General features: G+C 40.4%; 26 protein-coding genes. 2 read left to right on the forward strand and 24 right to left on the reverse strand.

Features of this window, described 5'->3' with window-relative positions:
- Nucleotides 1-4 precede the first annotated feature (4 nt).
- The 12 genes from MKZ07_RS23145 to MKZ07_RS23200 form a co-directional block, all read right to left on the reverse strand.
- On the reverse strand, nt 5-226 hold the full coding sequence (locus tag MKZ07_RS23145; RefSeq protein ID WP_341027711.1) for a hypothetical protein: 222 nt from the start codon (nt 224-226) through the stop codon (nt 5-7).
- Nucleotides 227-375: 149 nt separating this feature from the next.
- Entirely contained in the window at nt 376-696 is a 321-nt protein-coding gene (locus MKZ07_RS23150; protein WP_341027713.1) for a DUF960 family protein, read from the reverse strand.
- The gene (locus MKZ07_RS23155; protein ID WP_341027715.1) at nt 696-1,163 is read right to left on the reverse strand and encodes a JAB domain-containing protein; all 468 of its coding nucleotides are present in this window, start codon (nt 1,161-1,163) and stop codon (nt 696-698) included. The genes MKZ07_RS23150 and MKZ07_RS23155 overlap by 1 nt, the downstream gene beginning before the upstream one ends.
- On the reverse strand, nt 1,160-1,576 hold the full coding sequence (locus MKZ07_RS23160; RefSeq protein WP_341027717.1) for a hypothetical protein: 417 nt from the start codon (nt 1,574-1,576) through the stop codon (nt 1,160-1,162). The genes MKZ07_RS23155 and MKZ07_RS23160 overlap by 4 nt, the downstream gene beginning before the upstream one ends.
- A 192-nt stretch (nt 1,577-1,768) precedes the next feature.
- Nucleotides 1,769-2,143 carry a hypothetical protein gene (locus MKZ07_RS23165; protein ID WP_341027719.1) on the reverse strand — a complete coding sequence of 125 codons (375 nt, stop codon included), beginning with the start codon at nt 2,141-2,143 and terminating at the stop codon, nt 1,769-1,771.
- A gap of 4 nt (nt 2,144-2,147) precedes the next feature.
- On the reverse strand, nt 2,148-2,735 hold the full coding sequence (locus MKZ07_RS23170) for a hypothetical protein (RefSeq protein WP_341027721.1): 588 nt from the start codon (nt 2,733-2,735) through the stop codon (nt 2,148-2,150).
- A 272-nt stretch (nt 2,736-3,007) separates the two neighbouring features.
- The gene (locus MKZ07_RS23175) at nt 3,008-4,438 is read right to left on the reverse strand and encodes a DNA primase family protein (RefSeq protein WP_341027723.1); all 1,431 of its coding nucleotides are present in this window, start codon (nt 4,436-4,438) and stop codon (nt 3,008-3,010) included.
- A gap of 110 nt (nt 4,439-4,548) precedes the next feature.
- Nucleotides 4,549-5,085 (reverse strand): hypothetical protein, encoded by a 537-nt coding sequence (locus tag MKZ07_RS23180; RefSeq protein ID WP_341027724.1) that lies wholly within the window; start codon nt 5,083-5,085, stop codon nt 4,549-4,551.
- A gap of 84 nt (nt 5,086-5,169) precedes the next feature.
- Nucleotides 5,170-5,652, reverse strand: a complete 483-nt coding sequence (locus MKZ07_RS23185) for a hypothetical protein (RefSeq protein WP_341027726.1) — start codon at nt 5,650-5,652, stop codon at nt 5,170-5,172.
- 191 nt (nt 5,653-5,843) lie between these two features.
- The gene (locus MKZ07_RS23190) at nt 5,844-6,692 is read right to left on the reverse strand and encodes a hypothetical protein (protein WP_341027728.1); all 849 of its coding nucleotides are present in this window, start codon (nt 6,690-6,692) and stop codon (nt 5,844-5,846) included.
- 314 nt (nt 6,693-7,006) lie between these two features.
- Entirely contained in the window at nt 7,007-7,480 is a 474-nt protein-coding gene (locus tag MKZ07_RS23195; RefSeq protein WP_341027729.1) for a hypothetical protein, read from the reverse strand.
- Nucleotides 7,481-7,563: 83 nt separating this feature from the next.
- Nucleotides 7,564-8,961 (reverse strand): stalk domain-containing protein, encoded by a 1,398-nt coding sequence (locus MKZ07_RS23200; protein WP_341027731.1) that lies wholly within the window; start codon nt 8,959-8,961, stop codon nt 7,564-7,566.
- Nucleotides 8,962-9,351: 390 nt separating this feature from the next.
- Here MKZ07_RS23200 and MKZ07_RS23205 point away from each other — a divergent pair, with 390 nt between their 5' ends.
- The gene (locus MKZ07_RS23205) at nt 9,352-9,723 is read left to right on the forward strand and encodes a helix-turn-helix domain-containing protein (RefSeq protein WP_341027733.1); all 372 of its coding nucleotides are present in this window, start codon (nt 9,352-9,354) and stop codon (nt 9,721-9,723) included.
- Here the strand turns inward: MKZ07_RS23205 and MKZ07_RS23210 are convergent.
- The 7 genes from MKZ07_RS23210 to MKZ07_RS23240 all read right to left on the reverse strand — a co-directional run bounded on the left by MKZ07_RS23210 (nt 9,720) and on the right by MKZ07_RS23240 (nt 15,353).
- A complete protein-coding gene (locus tag MKZ07_RS23210) occupies nt 9,720-9,950 on the reverse strand; it encodes a hypothetical protein (RefSeq protein WP_341027736.1) in 231 nt (76 codons plus the stop codon). The genes MKZ07_RS23205 and MKZ07_RS23210 overlap by 4 nt on opposite strands.
- A 60-nt stretch (nt 9,951-10,010) precedes the next feature.
- The gene (locus tag MKZ07_RS23215) at nt 10,011-10,388 is read right to left on the reverse strand and encodes a hypothetical protein (RefSeq protein ID WP_341027737.1); all 378 of its coding nucleotides are present in this window, start codon (nt 10,386-10,388) and stop codon (nt 10,011-10,013) included.
- Between the two features lie 287 nt (nt 10,389-10,675).
- Nucleotides 10,676-10,987 carry a hypothetical protein gene (locus tag MKZ07_RS23220; RefSeq protein ID WP_341027738.1) on the reverse strand — a complete coding sequence of 104 codons (312 nt, stop codon included), beginning with the start codon at nt 10,985-10,987 and terminating at the stop codon, nt 10,676-10,678.
- Between the two features lie 182 nt (nt 10,988-11,169).
- Nucleotides 11,170-12,150, reverse strand: a complete 981-nt coding sequence (locus tag MKZ07_RS23225; protein ID WP_341027739.1) for a ParA family protein — start codon at nt 12,148-12,150, stop codon at nt 11,170-11,172.
- A 315-nt stretch (nt 12,151-12,465) separates the two neighbouring features.
- Nucleotides 12,466-14,025 (reverse strand): recombinase family protein, encoded by a 1,560-nt coding sequence (locus tag MKZ07_RS23230; protein ID WP_341027741.1) that lies wholly within the window; start codon nt 14,023-14,025, stop codon nt 12,466-12,468.
- A 178-nt stretch (nt 14,026-14,203) separates the two neighbouring features.
- Complete coding sequence (locus MKZ07_RS23235; RefSeq protein ID WP_341027743.1) at nt 14,204-14,485, reverse strand: hypothetical protein; 282 nt, start codon at nt 14,483-14,485, stop codon at nt 14,204-14,206.
- A gap of 85 nt (nt 14,486-14,570) precedes the next feature.
- Entirely contained in the window at nt 14,571-15,353 is a 783-nt protein-coding gene (locus MKZ07_RS23240) for a recombinase family protein (protein WP_341027745.1), read from the reverse strand.
- 201 nt (nt 15,354-15,554) lie between these two features.
- Between MKZ07_RS23240 and MKZ07_RS23245 the strand changes: the two genes are divergently transcribed.
- Nucleotides 15,555-15,776, forward strand: a complete 222-nt coding sequence (locus tag MKZ07_RS23245; protein WP_341027747.1) for a helix-turn-helix domain-containing protein — start codon at nt 15,555-15,557, stop codon at nt 15,774-15,776.
- Here the strand turns inward: MKZ07_RS23245 and MKZ07_RS23250 are convergent.
- From MKZ07_RS23250 to MKZ07_RS23270, 5 genes are all read right to left on the reverse strand, one after another.
- On the reverse strand, nt 15,764-16,591 hold the full coding sequence (locus tag MKZ07_RS23250; RefSeq protein ID WP_341027750.1) for a replication initiation factor family protein: 828 nt from the start codon (nt 16,589-16,591) through the stop codon (nt 15,764-15,766). The genes MKZ07_RS23245 and MKZ07_RS23250 overlap by 13 nt on opposite strands.
- Before the next feature lie 536 nt (nt 16,592-17,127).
- Nucleotides 17,128-17,649, reverse strand: a complete 522-nt coding sequence (locus MKZ07_RS23255; RefSeq protein ID WP_341027752.1) for an HGGxSTG domain-containing protein — start codon at nt 17,647-17,649, stop codon at nt 17,128-17,130.
- 336 nt (nt 17,650-17,985) lie between these two features.
- Nucleotides 17,986-18,141: a hypothetical protein gene (locus MKZ07_RS23260; protein ID WP_341027754.1), complete on the reverse strand. Its 156-nt coding sequence runs from the start codon at nt 18,139-18,141 to the stop codon at nt 17,986-17,988.
- Entirely contained in the window at nt 18,134-18,604 is a 471-nt protein-coding gene (locus MKZ07_RS23265; RefSeq protein WP_341027756.1) for a hypothetical protein, read from the reverse strand. The genes MKZ07_RS23260 and MKZ07_RS23265 overlap by 8 nt, the downstream gene beginning before the upstream one ends.
- Before the next feature lie 134 nt (nt 18,605-18,738).
- Nucleotides 18,739-19,482, reverse strand: coding sequence for a hypothetical protein (locus MKZ07_RS23270; protein WP_341027758.1), 744 nt, complete (start codon nt 19,480-19,482; stop codon nt 18,739-18,741).
- Between the last annotated feature and the right edge of the window lie 105 nt (nt 19,483-19,587).

Genomic DNA, 19,587 nt, shown 5'->3' on the forward strand with positions numbered 1-19,587 from the left:
ATTCTCAGGCGACCATTTGGTAGTCTGCTGTCCCAAGAAGTTGTGAGGTCAGTTCATGGTTGGCCAGTTCTTCCATTTCCAGCAATTCGATCGGTTCCAACCAGAGCATAACTTCTGCGCGGTATGATACTCTTCTTTCTTGCTTGGAAATGTAGTTGATGACCATATCCGAGAGCAAATCAATAGCGGATTCAAATTCGTACTGTACATTGAAGTCCTCGCTCATAGCTTTTCCCCCTTCAAAGTATGCCTGCCCTTTACAAGCAGGCTTGTTCAATCTATTTTTGATTCCTACTACTTTTGATGATTTCGATAGTTATTTGAAGCGCTACGATAATGAGATTAATAACCCTTGGATTCATCTGTCCCACCCTCTCAATATTCTGATGGCAAGAGCATGGTCACATACTCGTCGCTATCAATTATCCACACGGTAATACCATGCAGAGGCTTATTAATGCCAGGATAACTATAGGTCTTTGTACGTTCCGGTTGCTCTTGAGAGTGGAGGAGCTGTTGAACCCTATGACTTCCCTCGTTCTCAGTAGTCAAATCAAATACTTGAAGGTAGTCCATCTGTACGTTGCTTAGGATTTGTTCATCCAGTAACGCCCATAGAAGCAGTTGCAGTTCAGGGTTGAGCTCATTATTTACGCCTCGCGTTACGTATCGTTGGGAATCAAATGTATAAGACACTACATCAATCCCCTTTCCTTCATGCTTGTAAATTGAATGCCTTCTCCAAGAATAAGGTGGTCGAGTAGCTCAATGCCAAGTAAGCATCCGCTATCCCGCAGTCGCTCTGTAATCTCAATGTCCTCAGGGCTGGGATCTGGCTGGCCTGATGGATGATTATGACAGGCCAAGATAGATGCCGAATTACTTAATATGGCCAGCTTGAACGTCTCCCTAGGATGGACAATTGAGGCATTCAGCGACCCGCAGGATACCTGATGTATAGCCGTTGGCTCATTTTTCGTATTGAGGCATAGTATACAAAACGATTCCCGATCACAATCACCGATGAATTGGCGGAACAAGTCAACTGCATCTAGAGGTGAGCGAATCACCCGATTGGGATAGAGCAATGATGTTTTTTCCCGTACCATTCGCAGAGAAATAACCTCAATACGTTTAGCTGGTTTAGGCTTAGAATTAATCATTCGAAGTCCTCCTTAGCCAGGCATTCAGATTGCTCCGCAAACCACTGTTCCAGTTCTAGCCTTAAAGCGCCCCTGAGCGCGTATATCAGCAGAAAGCACTCATTGTCGGGCATTAGGCAGGCTCGGTACATACAAACTCCATCGGGCAGTTCTACCACTTCTACGTACTCTGGAGTCGAATTCAGAAGGTCAAGACCACGGGTACCCACTAATAGATTTTCGTTGCCATCTTTAGACTCCAACACGGCCATATTGTATCCGTGAGTCTCCATGGAGTAGGGCTGCTCCTCATCATAATGGAGCGCAGATTGCAATGATTCATATTCGGTTCTTAGGTATCCTTTCACAGCAGCAGGAAACTGGTCGCTTTCGAGCAGTTTGCCAATATGTTCGTGACTCATAATGGTATGCATTGAACTCATCTCCTATAGAAGTTATCCTGAAAGAATCAGGATTCTATAGGAATAATATCTGCTTAAAATCTATTTATTTACATTATCAACCTATTTTCTTGTATAAGGGACAATACAGAGTGCTTACGCACTAAGGTTACCCCTTTCCGCATTAATTAGGTTATCAACGAATATTACACCGGTTCTTGTCCCCTATGATTCATCTACCATAGGAAAGACCTCATCGACATAGCACCAAGTTTGACCTGAAGCTAATTCTTTGTGATGAATCCTAATATAGCAATCCATATCAATTAAATTATCACTATCAAATTGGTCTGGTACATAGCCAAGAAATGATTGTAATACAGATGCTAAGCGGCAGTTTTCACGGTACGGGAGAAAGTATCTCTCCCTAACCGTCCGAAGGAACTGACCAACAGCAGCCTGGTAAACGATAACTATTTGATCGCTTAGGTTATCTCCAACCTTCACCGCAGAGTCAATGTAAACATAGAGTATAACGGCTTGATAAATACCCTCGGGAATATAGCTACCATCGTATCGACTGCGACGTAAAATAGCCATATTTTCATTCCTCGTTACTTTCTAATTCGTCTGATTCGTCACTTTCAAATAGGAGTGCGGCGTCAAAAGATGACGAACTCTTTATTTGTGACCTTTTGGCAAGTGCTGATTTAATTCCAGAAATGGGGAGAACCTTTGTCTTCTTCATTATGCTTGGAATTGATAAATCCATTGTTGATGGAGATACACTATTAGTGATAGCTGGAATAACCTCCAATGTGTCATTATCGGTAGCATGTAGAAGAGGTAGGACCTCCTTAACTCCATTCCACAAATTGCCATCGGAAAGATACCTGTGTTCAATCAAAACGCGACATGACAGACCTATAAGTTGATCCGTGTCTAACTCTTCGGGTATGCCACCAAGCAAGGTCGTTATTACCCGTCCCAACCTACTCTCTGGGATAAGTGGGAGATTGTACCGTTCACTTACATTTGTTTGCATGCCCCGATCGTCCAGCTTAAATACGATTCTCAGTATATCTCTGGTTCCAAAGTTGGTTGTCGTGTTGGGGAGATAGTCCACCCTATCCACTTCACCTTGATAGCATTTATTATCTTCTGGTTGAGCCGATCTCCGGATTATAGCCATGAAAGATTCCCCCGATTAGTCGTATTTAGTAACTTAGTACAATGAAAGTACGGATAAAGCGCTGATTGAATCATTCAAAAGACCTTGAAGCGTTTGGGATAGTGCAGAAGTGCGGATCATAGAAAAAACTTTCTAAATATGATTCTGAACCTACCATTTTCTATAAATATTATTCTTCAATGTAATTGCACTTCTGCACTTTCCTATATGGCATAAGCATTTAGAGTTAACATTAGATGCACTGCATCTGCACTGCTCTGCCCTACAATTTATTAGCGATTGAGAGTAATAGCTGTTGGAGGTTTTATTTTCCACTTAATGCGGCGAAAGTACCTCTTCCCATTACTGTCTTGTGTAAAAACGGGTATTTCCATCTCAGTGAGCACCGATCTGAATAGTGACCACAGCCGCTGCCCTGACATTTTCGTTATTTCATCATACCCATTCCTTCTCGACCATGTTTCTATAACTGTACGTATCTCATCGCGGCTCAACCTTTCTGAATCATCACCTACTGATATATAGGCTTGAACAAAGTAAATCAGCGGATTCTGCTCTTGTTTATATTGGTTCAAAAGCTCATCTACTCTATCAGAGGTTGTTAGCCTAAACTCTTGCTCACGAAGTCGATTCAGACCTTCAAGAGCCCAATTTAAGATACCAGGCAGTTCCTTCGTCAATTCATCAATAAGTTTAAGATCCTGCTCGTCATCCTTAAATTTTCGGCTAAAAGGAAACAGGAGGAGCCTTCGGTAGAGCCCATATGAGCGATCATTGGTAAAAGGCAACGTATTTACAGCAAAGATAAATTTAGATGTCGGAGAATAGCTGAATGAATTCTCATACTTTCGTTCAACCGTAATGTCATCCCCCCCGATGAGCTGCTTAAAAATTTCGCTCTGGAATCCACGTTGACCAACCTCATTTTCAGCCGCGATATTCACCGTTTTACCAACAAGGTTTGCTAATCGAAAGGGGTTTCCTAAATCCTTAAGCGAAAGATTAGAGACATTCTGTCCCCCTACTAGTAACGTGATTAACCTTGTAAGGACACCTTTTCCATTGGAACCAGTTCCAACAAAGAAAAATGCTTTCTGAATGCATGTTTCAGCTGAAAGAATATAACCCAATATCTCTTGTAAGAGAGCCATAAGTGAAGTATCTCCTTGTGTAATCTCTTCTACAAAACGAATAAATCGCGGAGCAATAAACTTCGGAACGTAATTCAAATCAATCTGGACCGTCGAATAGTACTCAGGCGAGTGCGGGAGAAGCTCCTTCGTCACCATATCAAGCATTCCGTTCTTCAGATTTATAAGATGTTTATTAGGGTTTAACCGATCTACCTGCGGCGTTTCTAGCTTGAGTACCTGCATATACTCTCTGCTGAAACTGCTATGGTACAAGTTTTCTTGGGCTTCATGGATGATCTCACGAGTAAGAATGAGCAACTCATGTTCCGTGATATCGATCCATTGACCACGACTGATATGATAAATATGGAACAAGCTGTTATTGTAAAGTAAACGAAGGCGCTTTAGCACATAGTCAACAAATATGTTTGCATTAAGTCGTATTTTACCTTGTTCATCTTGATAAAAGCCACGTACCTCTAGCTTCGTTTTTACGTCATCATTTAAGGGATCCTCGTCAGTTGGAATGGCGTAATCTTGAAGTTTAAATTTAGAATTTTTGCTGCTCATGGTTGCTATCACTACCCTTCGATTGTAAGTCCCGCAATTAGCGTCAATTGTGTAAGAAGCAACAGACGCTAATTGAGGCATATTTTTAATTAAATGAAGACTTTAATGTGTTATCTCGCATCAACCACTTCAATTTTTTGCGGCGAGTACTTCTTAGTTTGTGCATAGAAATCAAGCCTGCTTTTCGACATAATCTGAACACCTATGCCAAATGTAGTGATGAATTGCTCCTCACGTTCACTTAATTCGTTTGGGCTATCAGCAAATACTCCCGTATTAAATTGTCCTTTTGTAAAATCAAACGTACCAATATACTTCGAAAAGTTATTGATCAGCATCCAATAATGCTCAACATCTGTAAACAATAGCGGAATTGGAGGGTACCAGTCAGCACTTACGTGCAAGTCAGAAATATCTGAAATAAAAACTCGGTCAGGAGGGCAGCTAGTATTGCTTAGAGCTTGCGTTAAGTCTTGTAGTGCCTTTTCTTTATTTGGATATTGAGACAACTTCGTGTCTTGATAGTTGTCAAACTCAGCATTAAGCCTGTACATCGGTGATTTCCCATCACACAAATGTATGATTCCGCCGAAATCTTCTAAGCTCAGTTTCAATTGTGCCTTCGGTTGCAGGTTATTTGTAAACATGGTTAACGCACTCTCCTAATGGTTTAGTATTGTATTCGGAAAATAAAGTACTTACGCTACTTGAAGCTCATAGCTGAGAGGAATTCACCAGCAATCACAAACAGTGAAAATGACTTTATAGTCGGTCAAATCGACTGAAGCCATTCTCTTGTCAATTTCCTGCCCATACTTTCCATTGGCGACCGTGATAACATCTCTTATGTCGTAAACACGCGGCCCTTCACCTCTGTAGCTAGTAAACCGCATCTCATCATCGGCCTCTTCGTATTCAATGACTTTAAAAGTACTAAGAACGGTTTGACGAATGGATTCCTTTCTTTCTTGGGAATCTCCAACAACCTTGAAGACAAGCTCGAAATCTGGCATCATCATTTCAGTATTTCCGTCCACTTCATGGGTAAGACGGATCATGGCAGAATGTCTTTCGCTCTTCATCATCTCACTAATCTTGCAAGAAGCTCCTTCGATGCCCATTTCGCGGATGAGAACATACAATGGTTTGTAAGCTTCTTCAAAAAGGTTTTGGTTATTGCGGTCACGAATTTGAATCTCAATCTTCTTTGGCATTGTAGATTGCTCCTTTTGTTTTGCAGCCCCTCGGGGTCTGGAAGGTGTGTTTTCTCTTTACATTTTGTATTGTGCCATGACATTGATATTTAGGCATTTGGGCAAAATCAGATGAGGAAAAACCCAATGGAAATGCAAAATAATCCGTTGACATTGTCAACGGATTATGATAATAATATCTATTTATCTTTTTACTTATCTTTTGGGGTATTATACTGCTTAAATATGGCATTGAGAACACCATTTAATCTATATAATGTATCAATGCGCTCTTCATAGGTCTTATTTTTGTCGCTGGTAACTGTCACTAGTCCCTCCATGCCTTCTTTCAGAATCTCCATAGTCTTCCTTCTCTGTAATCGAAGCTCATGTTGACTAAGTAATTCTATAATCCCATGCCATGATTTGTATAAATCCTCATTTTCAATATTCTTACACTTTTCAAGCATTCGCTCACGGAACTCTAAAGCAATCTTATCGTCTTCCTCTATGCTCTTTCCTGCTGGTTTTCCTTTTGTAAACTTGGAAAGATAATTGCCTTGCACCATTTCAGTTACCATATCTTTGATAAACCTTTCTTCTTCCACAAAGAAACAGTATTGTCTTCCGTTTTCCTTTAAATTCTTCATATTCATATCCCCAAAACGCATCAAATCCATAAATCTATCATAAAGCGTATCTTTGCTTAGAAATAGTTGATTGCTTAGTTCCCCCATGATTTCAAAAAGGTACTTTCTGCTTTCTAATCGGCTCAGCGTTTCAATGATTTCTGTCCAAATACCGCTCAATTCCGGATCGCTAATGGCCTCAGCTAACTTAAGCATCCTATCTCTAAAGGCGACCGCATCTGTATCCTTTTCATTAAACGTGTCGCTTATTGTCTCTTTTTCCAACCTCTTTAAAAAAGGGCCTTCAAGTTCGATTATGACTTCCTTCACTATTACTTCTTCAGATGTATCAAAATATATTTCCTTTTTTTCCTTCGGATCAATATCCAGATTTAACACAATATTTAACAGATGCACAAATTGCTTATACACTTCATCTTTCCTGCTGCTTATCTTACGATAACCCCTCAAATCCTTTACAAAGTCAGTAAGAGACTTACACTCATTGATTTTGTGGTCACACCAATGGTCCAATCCAATCACCTCGAAATGGGTTTTACATACTATTATAGCCCAGCTTATCTCAAAAAAAGAAACGCCCAATAGAAATTGGACGCCACAGTTTTATTACGAGCTATTTAAGGCGTTGATTCACATTCGGGGTATTGCTCCAACCACGATGTTTCTTTACCAAAGAATAAACAATACCATACAAAAAATGAATTTCTCATATGAGGGAAAGAAATCTATTGGGACTCCATTTTCCTTAAGAGTTTCAGCTTAAGCTTCGGCTGTAACTCCCCTTGTTCACTGGTTATTTGAATATCGGTATCGATATCGTAATTCTTGAATAATGCAACAACTAGAATAACGGCTAGCGCAATAATTGCGGTTATGACAACAGACTCCGTTATGCCGACAGCAACTAAGGCTCCGGCCGACACTACTGGCGGAGCCTTCTCCAACGCAGCCAGTTTATGCTTGGCCTTATAACCTGCGCTGACATGTTTAGCTAGCTCTCCTACAACGATGATTGTACCGTATCTCTTACTTACAGCATCCTCCAGCTCCGCCTTAGTGCTGATCGTGACTTGCCGATCTGAGAACGTCTGTGCTTGGCGGAATCGCTTGTTGTCTTGTTTCTCTGCTCTTCTCACCGCTGCTTCCGCTTTTGTCATATCAATTTTGTTTTTCAGCATGTCAAAAAAAAGAATTGCCAAGTGCTACGCCTCCATTCTACTATCTATTATTTATAGATTCCCCATGTCCTTTAGAAGCGACATGGGGACTTGTAAAAGACTGGTTACTTCGTAGAAGCTTCCAGAAGCGTCAGGATGTCAGCATATCCATTATCCCTTGCCGTACTTAGGGCAAAGTCATTTGGAACTGCACCTGCTTGAAGCAGCAGCTTCACGGTTGAAGCTTTTCCGCTGTATGCTGCTGAACTAAGTGGTGAGGTAAAGGAATAGCCTAAATTCGGGTCGGCTCCCTGGAACAGCAGATACGTGACGATTTCGTCGTTGCCTTTAAGTGCTGCTGCCATCAGCGGTGTCCGGTTTTGGGGTAGAGCGTTAGCATCGACATGGTTTGTTCCGATTAGACGCTGTACTTCGCTAAGCACTCCGTCCTCAGCCGCCTGCACGAGACCCATCTCGCCTGTGTAACTCGTCTCTTTTCCTTTATCCAGACGCGCTTGCGCCTCATCGTCGAACTCGATGGCCTGACCTTTGCCGCGTTCTGCCTGCAACTGATACTCTTCTAAAGCAGTAAAGATGTTACCGGCTACAATAACTGTCACAGGGGCATCGTACTGGTTGCCTTGACGATTGAGCACACTGATTTGAGACTTGCCTGCGGAAATCCCCACCATTTCGATGACATCTTCTTTAGCCAGCTTCTTAGAACCGGCGTAGAAAATTTGGAAGAACAAGCCCCCGCTTTCACTCTCTCCATAGGCCATAGTGGTAATTTGACCACTTTTAGCGGTCAGTTCCTGTACCTCAAAGATTCGGATTCGATTAACCTCAGCAATCGTGGAGCTGTACTGGGCTGGTTTTTTTGATAGTTCAGCTGAACTTACCTGTTTTGCTTTGTCGTAGAGAGAGAACTTGTCCCGATTAGCCGCAAAGAACGCGTCACTGTTACTCTCCAGAATCTTATAGGTAGCATCTGGCATCTTGACACCTGTTGACGTTTCGCTCTTTATCGCGTCCCGCATGACAGTGGCATAGCCTTTATACACCCCGCTATCCGCTTTCGGAAGCTGGGATTTGTCAGTTGAAATGAGGACGGAACGAGAAGTGCTATCCCATTCCACCTTCTCACCAAGAGCTTCACCGATGAAGCGTAGTGGCACCATTGTACTGCCATTTATAATTTGTGGAGCAGCGTCCAATGCCACTTTGGTTTCCCCGATCCAAGCGCCTTTCCAACCAATCTGCAAGCGAATGACCTTTTCACCTTTTGTAGCGTCGATGATTTGCTGCTTGCCATCCCACTTGACCGTTGCACCTAGTGCCTCGAAAATGGCCCGCATGGGAACCAATGTTGATCCGTCCTTGATGATTGCCGATTGTTCGAAGGTTTGTAGTTTTCCTTTCAGATACACGTTGATTGTGCTGTCTGCAAGAGCGGTCCCAACTTGTGTGAAGAGCAAGGTAGCCACGGTAAGCGTAGTGATAATTTGGTTTTTTACTTTCATCTGTATATTCCTCCGGTTTATGAGCCTATCAATGCTCTGTTGTTGTATTTATGGATGTTAAAGGGATTGGGAAATCAGCGTAAAACGCGCACGATTGGCCTTACCTTACTTAATAAGAACTTCTACTTCATTCATGAGAATCATGGGATGAGCCTCCTTGTAGTTGTAATATGGTTTGATTTTGTAAGAAAAGATAATACTTTATCTTGTTTTATAACGTTTTGTAATACCATCGGATGGTAAGCTGATATCACAGTGTAAAAACTTGGGACTCACGTACTATATAACGATTATAAGAACTTATAAGTATTTATTCAATACTATATTATAGTTTAATGGACTTCTTACCTTTCTATTCCTTCACTACTATCGGGATAAGAGGTGGTAAGAATGTCTGAATTTCTTAAATTGGTTGGAGCAAAATTACGTAGACTCAGAAAGGTAAGAGGCTTTTCACAGGCGGAGCTCGCGCACCGTGCCGAGTTGCAGGATACCTATATAGGCGGGGTAGAACGAGGGGAACGAAATATTTCCTTACTGACGTTGGAGAAGATTGTGAACGTTCTTGAGGTAGAAACTTCCGAGGCGTTCCGGTTTCATGATCTTGACCCTGAACAGGATGCAACTGAGATAGAGCAGGTTTTAAAAATACATAATTCATTGCTAAGAGGGAGAAGCCTGGAAGAAGTACGCATGGTACATCGGATAGTGAAGGATATGCTGGAGACGTTTGATACGAGTAGGGAAGGGAACAAACATTAACTAACACCGGAATCAGAATCATTAAGTTCCCTTTTCTGACGTAGTTGTTTTTCTAAAATTAGATCTTCAAGTCGAATTTCTAGAAGCTTAGCTTGTACGCGTAATTCAATGGCTTGTACAGCCAGCAGTATTTCTTTTAGTAATTCTGGATGAAGTGTTTCCTTGCTCTCTCTGATAAACCTCAATAGTTGAACCATAATTAGATGACAGGTATCTGTTTGTGCCAACAAGTCCTCCTCATGTTCAATCAAGCGGGTATGTTCGGCTCTTAGGCGTTCTATGGCTGTTTACCCCCTTTCCTTATTTGCGGTCTCCTGAGCTTCCAAAGAAACATAGAATGGTAGGGCCAATTCGGAAACCCACCCCAGCGCCAGCTCAATCGGGCTACCCTCCATAATTGGAGGACCATCTGCCCACTCGTCTTCTCGTTCAAAATAAATATCAGTAGGGGTAATGGAAACGTATAAATCAGTACCGTCGAAGTAGGGATTTACACCCTCGTCCTCTAAAAAGGTCAAGGCCACCCGAACCTTGAATTTTCTCTTAAGCTTGTATTCACCGTGCTTCGGATTAACCACAGAAACAGCTAATATGTGAGTCGTATCATCTGGACAAAATTCTAGCTTGAGGTAGTCAAGCAATCGGTCCTGCCAAGTATTATCCATTGTTATTCCCCTATTCATTTTTAGTATTTGATAATCCATTCAAGACAAAAGAAAGCAACTTCCATCCAATTGGATAGAGGTTGCTTTACTAGGTATGAAGATTATTGCATATCCTTTTTTTGGTGGTAGTGGTCTGCATTGCAGATCAATTATCCCAAGAATTTACCATTCCATTTAAATGAAACAGTTTGAATATCAACACTAGAACAAGCTCCCCTTCACCCCTGTTTGGGGTCAACTCAATTTTGACTCTGCAAAAGTTGAGTTAAGAGCAATGTTAAAACCAATTATGATGGTGGGTTGCAAAAGAATTTAATAACACCTTCTGATTTGAAATGAATTGTAATCAAACCTTCACCAATCTCAATTTTTTCTGGATTAATATCTTTAGCATAGAATGAAAATTCTGGCTGATTCAATTTACTTTTAATTGATATTCCTGAAATAATACTGGACTGAGCAGTGATCGTTCTAAAATTAATTTCACCTCTTCGAATATTATTAATATCTAGATGGAAACAACCAGATATAATTCTACATTTCCAAATAGAATCAAATTCCTCTACTTTTTTCTTCACATCTACTAAGCTGTAAGTCAAGTTACACACCGCCTCTGGATAATATTTAACTACGTTAAGAAAAATCCCCATGTTTAAATCTATAAGTATCTGCAAAAGATCGACCACTATTAATCCCTTGTCTGTCTGTTCTCTCCTTCCAAATTATTTTACTGCCGAATCATTGAGAGCAGTAGTCAATATAGGGTTAATCACTGCTACAATCAAGTTGTTATTTGCTGAATAATATCCACCATCCCATAAAAGAAGCTTTCACTTTCCCTAGCCCTTGTAATATGAGCCCCCTGCAAACCATCTGCATAACCACATTTGTAAACCGGCTTCCTAGCTTCAAGTGAGTATGGTATTAAACTATGCAAATTAGGTATCTGTCCTAAGTTATAGTTATCATCATCCCATTCTACAACCTGATTAAGTGGTTTTAACTTTTTAACAATATTCTTCTCTATCGCTGCTTCTAATCTTTTTCCGAATATGTTCCATCCTTGTGTCATCCCATTTGAATTGCTTCTTAAATTATGCTGTTGAGTAACATACCCTGCAAATGTAGGGGTCCCTGTTGGAACATCAATTTTATCTTTCCATCTATCAAAAATTTGTCTCCACTCTAAATTCCATGTAGTTAGCTTATTCCCTAAGTTCGCTGTTCCTCTTATAGAAAATAAATCAGGTGACACCGGCACAATAAAATAATCACTCCCACCTAATATAGCTCTGTTCAAAGCACCTAAATTAGGGCCTAAATCAATCAAAACAACTTCTGCCTTAACTTTAGCAGCAGCCCATTTTATGTATCTGTATATTGCAGTTTGAACTCTAACTGCTGATTCTTGATTAGGTGCACTTGTCCAAGTATCACCTAATCTATCTTCAAAAGTGCTTAGATTAATATCTCCAGGAACAATATGAAGGTGCTCGTTTAATTTGTAAGGACTTCTAATTCTGATATCACCCAGTCCTTTATCTACGGGCTCAATATTCCTGTAGATACTATTTCCTTTCTCCTCCCAGCTTTTTTCAATTTCATTATCTTTCAAGGAATATGCTGTTAAATTACACTGACTATCACAATCAACCATAAGAGTATTGACTTTTCTATCTGATAAAATATTTGCAATATGATACATATAAGTCGTCTTTCCAACCCCGCCCTTATTGTTAAATATACTAATTAACTTCATCATTAACCACTCTCTTTCAAATTTTGAGTTCTATTTAAGATTGCTCATTCATGAAACTTTATAACCTATATTCGAAACTAAGTCACTCTCTAATAATACCACACTATGGAAAAACATTAATAATAACCCACTAGTAAACTAAAACTACACTCTAGTATCTTGACTGAGCCAAATACAGGTTTTCCCATGAGGCAGCAGCTTGATTCAGTGTGCTCTAATCGCAGAACTGTACTTGAAACTTGATGCGGTCAAGGTGCTAGATTATCTACAATTACTCATATTCTTCTCACATCAAAACCTTAACTTTTTAGCCGTCATTTATGATACGGTTCCCCTGACCTTACTAAGTGGTAAACTAGGCGTGTCAAAAAACCAAAACGTTATTTCCTTAACCGTTCGCCTGTCAGACTCAACTTCAATACGTTTAATTAGCGCCCTTATTAGTGCCTTCTTTTGCTCGTTGGTTGCCGAGTCGAATAATGTATTGAAATTGATTAGGGCTTGATTCACCATTTCCCTGTCAATTCTTATTTTAGCGTATTCGGCATCCAACAACCTTTGAAACTTTTCACTCCGATTTTCAAGTTCCTCATTTTGTATCCGTAACTGCTCTGATAGACGATTATATTGCTGAACAGCTATGGAACCTTCAAAGTAATCAGTATCCAACTTCTTCTGCATGACTTCATTCTTTGACAATTCTTTTTGAACAAACTTCATAGTTTGATATATTTCATGGGTATCCCGCTCCACATCTTGCTCCAATTTCTCTAATACTTCTTCAATTATTGATTCTGAATGAAGAAGGGCTTTAATGGTTAGTATTACCTGTTCTTCAATGCGTTCTTTAGGGATTAAGTTTGTATTACAAGCAAGTTTCCCTTTGCTGTGGTATGCCTGACACATGTAATAATGATTATACCCTGAACCATCGTACTTTTTAGTCTTGCTCATTACCGTCCCTGAGCCACACTTAGGACATCTAAGCAGACCAGATAGAAGGAACTCCCCGTTAAAATTTTTGTTTGTTGAAACACTATTCTTGCTTACCAACTGGACAGCCTGTATCTTTTCCCATAGCTCCATGCTAATAACAGCTTCATGCTGCCCTTCAACAATTTGAACATCTTCATTTTTACCTTTGCGGCGAAGTGTATTCCATTCTTGATGGTACGCCCATCTGTTTAGACCGGCATAAGTTGGATTTGATAAAATCGTCTTAATCCCAAAAATACTGAATAACTTTCCTGTCTTTGTTTTTATCCCACGTTCATTTAGCCTACTCGCAATTGCTTTATAGCCCGTGCCATCCAGCCTCATCAAATAAATATTTCGTACAACCTCACTTTCTACATCGTTAATAACAAGCCGCTTATCTACACAATCATATCCATAAATTAATCCACCGTTCCACAGACCGTCTTCAGCCCTTTTCTGCATCCCTAACTTTACCCTTGAAATAATGGACGAGCGTTCATACTGCGCTAATGACCCCAATAACGATATAAACATTAAACCGTTATCTGTCGAACTATCAATGTCTCCTGAGCTTATTAAAAGTTTACAATCCCGGGGCTTCAACTCATTTTCGATAAGTATTAACACGTCCTTGTTATTTCGGGAAATCCGATCTACCCGCCATGACAATATGACCTGAAACTTACCACTATCCAAACCTTTCATCATCCGCTGAAATTCAGGTCGATTTACGTCTTTGCCTGAATAGCCCCCGTCGCAATATACATCGACAATTCTTAGCCCCTTCTGCTCAGCATATCTCATAAGTTCATCTTCCTGTGCTTGAAGGGAATACCCTCCTTTTTTTTGTTCCTCGGTTGATACTCGGGTATAAATTACTGCAAGCATCTTATCACTCATCGTTCATCCCTCCGATTCGAGAATCGGGCAAGTTACCCATAGATAACCTGCCCAATATGTTATTTGTTAATTTTTAATGTTGCATAGTTTTTGATGATGTTTGCTAGTACGCCGATAAGTTCACGCCGTTTTATTTCGGTTTCTTTCGGTATCACTACAGGTGATGTTCGTTCATTTCTCATAACTGAGACCCATCAATGTTCTTTTCATATGAAGGACAAAGATTCTGCAACTGAAGTTTGCTTCTAACTAAGAAGCACTTACCTTCAAGTTGCATCTTTTTCGCATGAAGGTGGTTAAGAACCCACTTCATCCCTACAGGATCGACGGATTCTCCCCACTCCTCCGGCTTATACTTGACTAACTGACTCATTGCAATGTCCAGAGCATAGACTTGTCCTTTTAGTACCTGCTCTACCTGTTCTAATGGTTGTTGTAGGGGCTTTCTTTCTTGACTCATGTTAAGTCCTCCTTTAGGTATCTGACCTAACTTACTGCAAAGATGCCCCGTTTTTTAAGTGGATTGAAAATAACCTTTCAACTTTTTATATAATGGCAGAATACTGCCCCATGACAGAGATATCACCATAACAATAAAGGCCCTTATAAAAATCTTCCCTGTCTAAAATCCGTTTAACTTGCACTTTAGTAAATGGCTTGTCCTTTGCCGTAGAAAACCCATCATAGTTAAGCTGAAAAGCATACTCAGACAACGACCAACTGGGGAACAATCCCCTTAGTTCGAACAATCGTAAAATAGCAGATGCTTCTTTCAGGTTTATTTTCAACTCCTTCTGACCCTTCGGACATGAATAACCGTATGGAACACCACCACCTGCATAGCCGCCTTGTTCTGCTTTCTTCTTTCTGCCGCGGCTCAACTTCATTGTTATTTCTAAGCGTTGATATTGGTCTAGCAGTTCCATCATGCCGTTTATTAGAAAGTCGTTCGGATCACTGGCATAGATACTATAATTGGGTTGCTCGATCGCTTTTACATCAACATGATTTCGCTTTAACTCTCGTTGAATTAACACTTTGGCCATATCGGAACGCCATAAGCGAGAAGTATTTAGTACAAGAACCAGCTGAACATTATGACACTTTAGATCAGCCAATAAATCTTGAAGACCTTCACGTTCAACCGTTAGACCTTCTTCATCAACTGTAGCTCCACTTTGTCCCTGATCTTCATATATGTCTAAGAGTTCAATTCCATGTTTCTTACAGTAACCCTCAATTTCCTCACGCTGATAAGCCAGACTGTATCCATCCTTCATCTGTCCATAGGTCGATACCCGAATATAACCAACCGCTCTTTGCTCCATGTTCTAGTCCTCCCGTTACAGTAATTTGAGTCCATGTTACGAATTGTGGATATATTCCATAAAATAACGCTTAAGCGTTAAAAGCATTATAGGACATTTCCAATATTTTACACAACCCAATTTTTAAAACTATTTTACTTCTACATCCATTTGGTCTTAAACTGTTGTTAATCAATATGATGTTAGAGGTGGTTATAGGTTATGGGTACAGTTCATATAGGCCTAAAAGAAATTCTCCGCGAAAGAAAAATGACGCAACGTCAGTTAGCCCTACTAACTGGGTTGCGCCAAAGCACTATTAGTTCTCTATGTAAAAATCAAGTCGATCGAGTTTACTTTAATACTCTCGCAATCATCTGTTTGAAGCTGAATATCTCAGTAGAGCAGGTTCTTATTATTCAAGATACCAGTCAAACTGTTTGACCGTGTAACAATGTCATCACAGGTTCACTAATTATATTCGTCCATTGTTCGCTTGCTAACTGATTGAAATCTATCGCTCGGTCGGCAAGTGTCCTTTTTATGGTTTCTCTAATATGCCGGGTGTACGTATCGGCTCCAGTCTGCCAGTTTCGGATCTGCTCTATCCGTTTAGCTGGAAGTGCCGCCCAATCTTGAATCACGCTAGCAAAGTATTGCTGGCTTTGCTCCGGCGGGTATTGATATATGTCACTTAGCAGTATCCGCATTTCCGGCTTATATACGATCTCAATCCGAGTCAAGTCCTTATCCATTTTGATTCCGTGCCTCTGCCATAGTTCAAGTTTCTTATCGTATATCCGGCAGTATCCGTTCCATTTCCGCTGATGCTGTAAACCAAAATACCTCGTTCCTTTATGTAGTCGTAACTTGCGCCGTTGATGCTGACTCGCTACAAATACATCTTTTAACGGCATAGGAACATCGTACGCGACATCGCAGCTTACAAAGTCAATACCAGCAGCCTTCAGCCTAAACTCTTCCAACCATTCGATGAACCGTTCATAGTGTTCCGGGCGAGTCTCAAGTCGGAGCGTATACAAGCCGCCGCCTGTTTCCCTGAAATTCTGGTAGAACACATGTAAATAAACGCTTTGTTCCAACCGGATATGGAGCTGATATACGAATATCTTCTTGTACTCCGTCCGCCTGACCTTATATTTCTGCTGAAATAACAACCTTCCATACCAACCCATGAAATACCCAACTGGAACTTCCCGGTACTCGACTACCAACTTGTCCGTTGATACTTGAACCATTACGCCCTCTCCCATGCTACTGCGGTATTTTTGTTCTGTTTACGCTTAAAATTTAACAGTTAGACGACTAATAAGTATTATATGGTCACCACCATTCCCCTTCTACTCATCGTCTTTGAAGTATAAAAGAGCACCTGAAATCCGCCCATTATGGCATCATTCAAGTGCTCTAAGTTTAAGAAGTTGCTCGCAGCCTATTCATGACTGTCCACTATGAAATGATTATTACATACTCTTTTGTGTCGGTCAATTCTAACGTTTAAACCTACGAGCTTTGCGTCTGCACCGTTTCAAGTATCATACGATTATATACTCGTGGACTATACTCGTCTCGCGTCAGCATCCCCGGTTTGCGCGTATCTATCACCATAAACAAAAAGCAGCTACCATATCGGTGCTGCTCTCATGTTCCTTTCTAATCGATTTCGATGATTTCTTCGTCCTCAATTTCAATATAAATATCGCCGTTTATAACGAAAACAGGTGTTTCGTCGGTTTTTTTCACACTTAATCCTCCCATACGCTTTTCTACTCAATTACTTTTGTACGTCATAGCGTTTTCGTGCTTGCGCGACAATAGCAACCAACTGACCTAAAGAACCATTATCATTCTCTATGTCTGTAATCTCTTGAAGACGCATCTTCTGATCAATCAGACGCGACTTGACCGTCTGAACACGGCTTAGTCCGTCCTCCAGTCTTAACAACTTCTCATCCAGATGCTTGTCTTTCGATTTTCTAGCCCCCGTAACACGCTCCATCATTCGTCGTTCTCTAATATCAGCTATACGGATTTCATGGTCAAGTTGCTGTAATGCTTCCGTTGGGGTGGCTTCGTATTGCCCAACCTCTTCAGGGGCCAAAGATTCAAACCATATTCGTTCGTACTCGCCAGTTTTGACACTATTCTTGTTCTGCTTCATGCTCTGGCGATGCTTTCCTTTATCCTTTGGCCCTGTACTTGCTCCTCCATGCATATAGCAACGACCATTTTTCATTGGCTTCTTAAGACAGGTAGCACCAGACCGTGTTTTTGCGCCGCACAACGGGCTATCCATGTCATCACCCCTTTCTTTGCATGGGGTACTGTTTCTTAAAATGCCCCCTAATAATTCTCAGTTCGGTTTATATCGCGGTTTTCTATTTAGAAACTCGTTAAATTGATTACTCAAGCCTTCCTTATTGATAAAATCAATGTAATTTTCTAATAGGCAAGTTAGTCGATAATTGGATTGATCGGACAATTCTAATTGCTCTAAGATAAACTTATCTTCATTTTCAGACATATTAAATTCTCCCTTGCTATAGTTTGTTTTAAAGCGTTTCTACCGTTAATCGAAATAAATACACCCCATTACCTTCTCCAAGGTGAATTTACCCCCTTCTCGTTTGTCTCACTGCTCTGTCCGGGTGGCATAACGCTCCCAACGTTTCTTCTCGTACGCTTTTTCCTTATCCTTGTTCTCTGGACGTTGCCGCCATTTCCTCATATAATCGCGATTATACTGACGCCTTGCAATTATTGCCTCAGGTGAAAGCTCCTTATCCATTAGAACATTCCCCCTCAAGGGCAATCAATTCTCTCTCCTGTTGCGTTATTAAAAATTCTACGTTATTGATTTTTTGTTCAGCTTCAATAATCATTTTCTTTGCTGTTTGCTTTATGTCATCTAAGCTTTCAAGATAATTAGATAGAATGCCCTTGTTGTACATTAAGGTATGACGTATCCTTGATGCTGTCTCCTTCACAAAATCATAATTTTGAATTTGAGTGTATCTCTCGGTATGCATCGTATGCTCTGCAAGAGAATCATAATAACTTGCCTGATTGAGTAACTCTGAAATTTTAGTTGGTATATCAGGACTTGGTTCCCCTGCCTGCAAGGAAATTATAATGTTTCGGCATTCGCGTGCTTTTGATGAATACGACTCGATTCGATCTTCAATCTCCTGGAGTTTCAATTCTTCCTGTTTAATCTGACCGACAAATTCACTAGCTTCTTTCTTCGTCATATCATTCACCCTCTCTTAGAAACATAAAAAGCCATTTCCGTAAGTGGAAAAGGCTACAAGTTTGAAGGTTTTTTAAGTTTAGAAGTTTACATTTATAGTTTACAGTCGAACTCCTGTTAATGTAAACCGGAGAATTAATCTTCACGTAATGATGGATGCTCCCAATAGCTATCTGCAACATAAGCAAAATTGTCTTTATCAAAGCCGTCCCAATTAATTTTTGAAAATGTTGTACGCGAAAGATTGATTTTCAGAGCTGTATTCAGTGTAGAGTTGCCCAGCTTGTCTGTTGTTGGAAACTGCCAAATTAGATCAATTTCTTCAACTTCTTTAAGTTGAAAGAGTTGTTTGAATATTTTAATTGATTCCAGTTGCATACCGCCTTTAATCATATTACTGCTGAGATTGTCGTTTCCATGCAGTTTCGCTACTACAATTTTATCGCTTTTTGCTTCCGTCCCCATATGGTCATTTACTTGAAGTTCAATAATCTTTTCCTCATCATTATTGGTCTTAGCCCCTACAGCATTCGCGATCAATGAGGAAACTTGCTCATTAATGCCCTGCTGGGATGTGGCAATAGTGCCAGTTGATGCAACGTTGACTTCCGAGGAATTATTGTCGTCCCCAAGAATAGCAAAAACCACAACTACAACAATTCCTAATAGTACCGTAACGCCTAGACATCCAAGACACCCCTGCAAAAATCCACCTTTTGATTTTTCTTGAACTTTAGTTGCACCTTGTTTAGGAGGTTTTGATTTTTGAGACGATTGAGAAGGTACCCCCTTACTTTTATTGATGCTACTAGAGGGTTGACGATTTTGATCTACTGGCTTATTCCCTGTTTTCTGTGAGTATATGTTCTTCCCCTGCATAAATCAATCCCCTTTTCGACATAGTATGACATCCAAAATTATACATGATTTAATGCAGTTTTACGATACTAATAAGTATTATTTTGCAAGATACTTTTATGTTAC

The organism is Paenibacillus sp. FSL P4-0338 (genome assembly GCF_038002365.1).
Lineage (GTDB): Bacteria > Bacillota > Bacilli > Paenibacillales > Paenibacillaceae > Paenibacillus_AQ.

Bases quoted from the DNA above. Each gene is read 5' to 3' on its own strand.
- MKZ07_RS23180 (WP_341027724.1), bottom strand. From the start codon at position 5,085: ATGTTTACAAATAACCTGCAACCGAAGGCACAATTGAAACTGAGCTTA.
- MKZ07_RS23155 (WP_341027715.1), bottom strand. From the start codon at position 1,163: ATGATTAATTCTAAGCCTAAACCAGCTAAACGTATTGAGGTTATTTCT.
- MKZ07_RS23260 (WP_341027754.1), bottom strand. From the start codon at position 18,141: ATGGATAAGGAGCTTTCACCTGAGGCAATAATTGCAAGGCGTCAGTAT.
- MKZ07_RS23255 (WP_341027752.1), bottom strand. From the start codon at position 17,649: ATGGATAGCCCGTTGTGCGGCGCAAAAACACGGTCTGGTGCTACCTGT.
- MKZ07_RS23170 (WP_341027721.1), bottom strand. From the start codon at position 2,735: ATGGCTATAATCCGGAGATCGGCTCAACCAGAAGATAATAAATGCTAT.
- MKZ07_RS23185 (WP_341027726.1), bottom strand. From the start codon at position 5,652: ATGCCAAAGAAGATTGAGATTCAAATTCGTGACCGCAATAACCAAAAC.
- MKZ07_RS23250 (WP_341027750.1), bottom strand. From the start codon at position 16,591: ATGGTTCAAGTATCAACGGACAAGTTGGTAGTCGAGTACCGGGAAGTT.
- MKZ07_RS23205 (WP_341027733.1), top strand. From the start codon at position 9,352: ATGTCTGAATTTCTTAAATTGGTTGGAGCAAAATTACGTAGACTCAGA.
- MKZ07_RS23265 (WP_341027756.1), bottom strand. From the start codon at position 18,604: ATGACGAAGAAAGAAGCTAGTGAATTTGTCGGTCAGATTAAACAGGAA.
- MKZ07_RS23230 (WP_341027741.1), bottom strand. From the start codon at position 14,025: ATGAGTGATAAGATGCTTGCAGTAATTTATACCCGAGTATCAACCGAG.
- MKZ07_RS23225 (WP_341027739.1), bottom strand. From the start codon at position 12,150: ATGATGAAGTTAATTAGTATATTTAACAATAAGGGCGGGGTTGGAAAG.
- MKZ07_RS23165 (WP_341027719.1), bottom strand. From the start codon at position 2,143: ATGGCTATTTTACGTCGCAGTCGATACGATGGTAGCTATATTCCCGAG.
- MKZ07_RS23245 (WP_341027747.1), top strand. From the start codon at position 15,555: ATGGGTACAGTTCATATAGGCCTAAAAGAAATTCTCCGCGAAAGAAAA.
- MKZ07_RS23200 (WP_341027731.1), bottom strand. From the start codon at position 8,961: ATGAAAGTAAAAAACCAAATTATCACTACGCTTACCGTGGCTACCTTG.
- MKZ07_RS23240 (WP_341027745.1), bottom strand. From the start codon at position 15,353: ATGGAGCAAAGAGCGGTTGGTTATATTCGGGTATCGACCTATGGACAG.
- MKZ07_RS23215 (WP_341027737.1), bottom strand. From the start codon at position 10,388: ATGGATAATACTTGGCAGGACCGATTGCTTGACTACCTCAAGCTAGAA.
- MKZ07_RS23270 (WP_341027758.1), bottom strand. From the start codon at position 19,482: ATGCAGGGGAAGAACATATACTCACAGAAAACAGGGAATAAGCCAGTA.
- MKZ07_RS23160 (WP_341027717.1), bottom strand. From the start codon at position 1,576: ATGCATACCATTATGAGTCACGAACATATTGGCAAACTGCTCGAAAGC.
- MKZ07_RS23175 (WP_341027723.1), bottom strand. From the start codon at position 4,438: ATGAGCAGCAAAAATTCTAAATTTAAACTTCAAGATTACGCCATTCCA.
- MKZ07_RS23235 (WP_341027743.1), bottom strand. From the start codon at position 14,485: ATGAGTCAAGAAAGAAAGCCCCTACAACAACCATTAGAACAGGTAGAG.
- MKZ07_RS23145 (WP_341027711.1), bottom strand. From the start codon at position 226: ATGAGCGAGGACTTCAATGTACAGTACGAATTTGAATCCGCTATTGAT.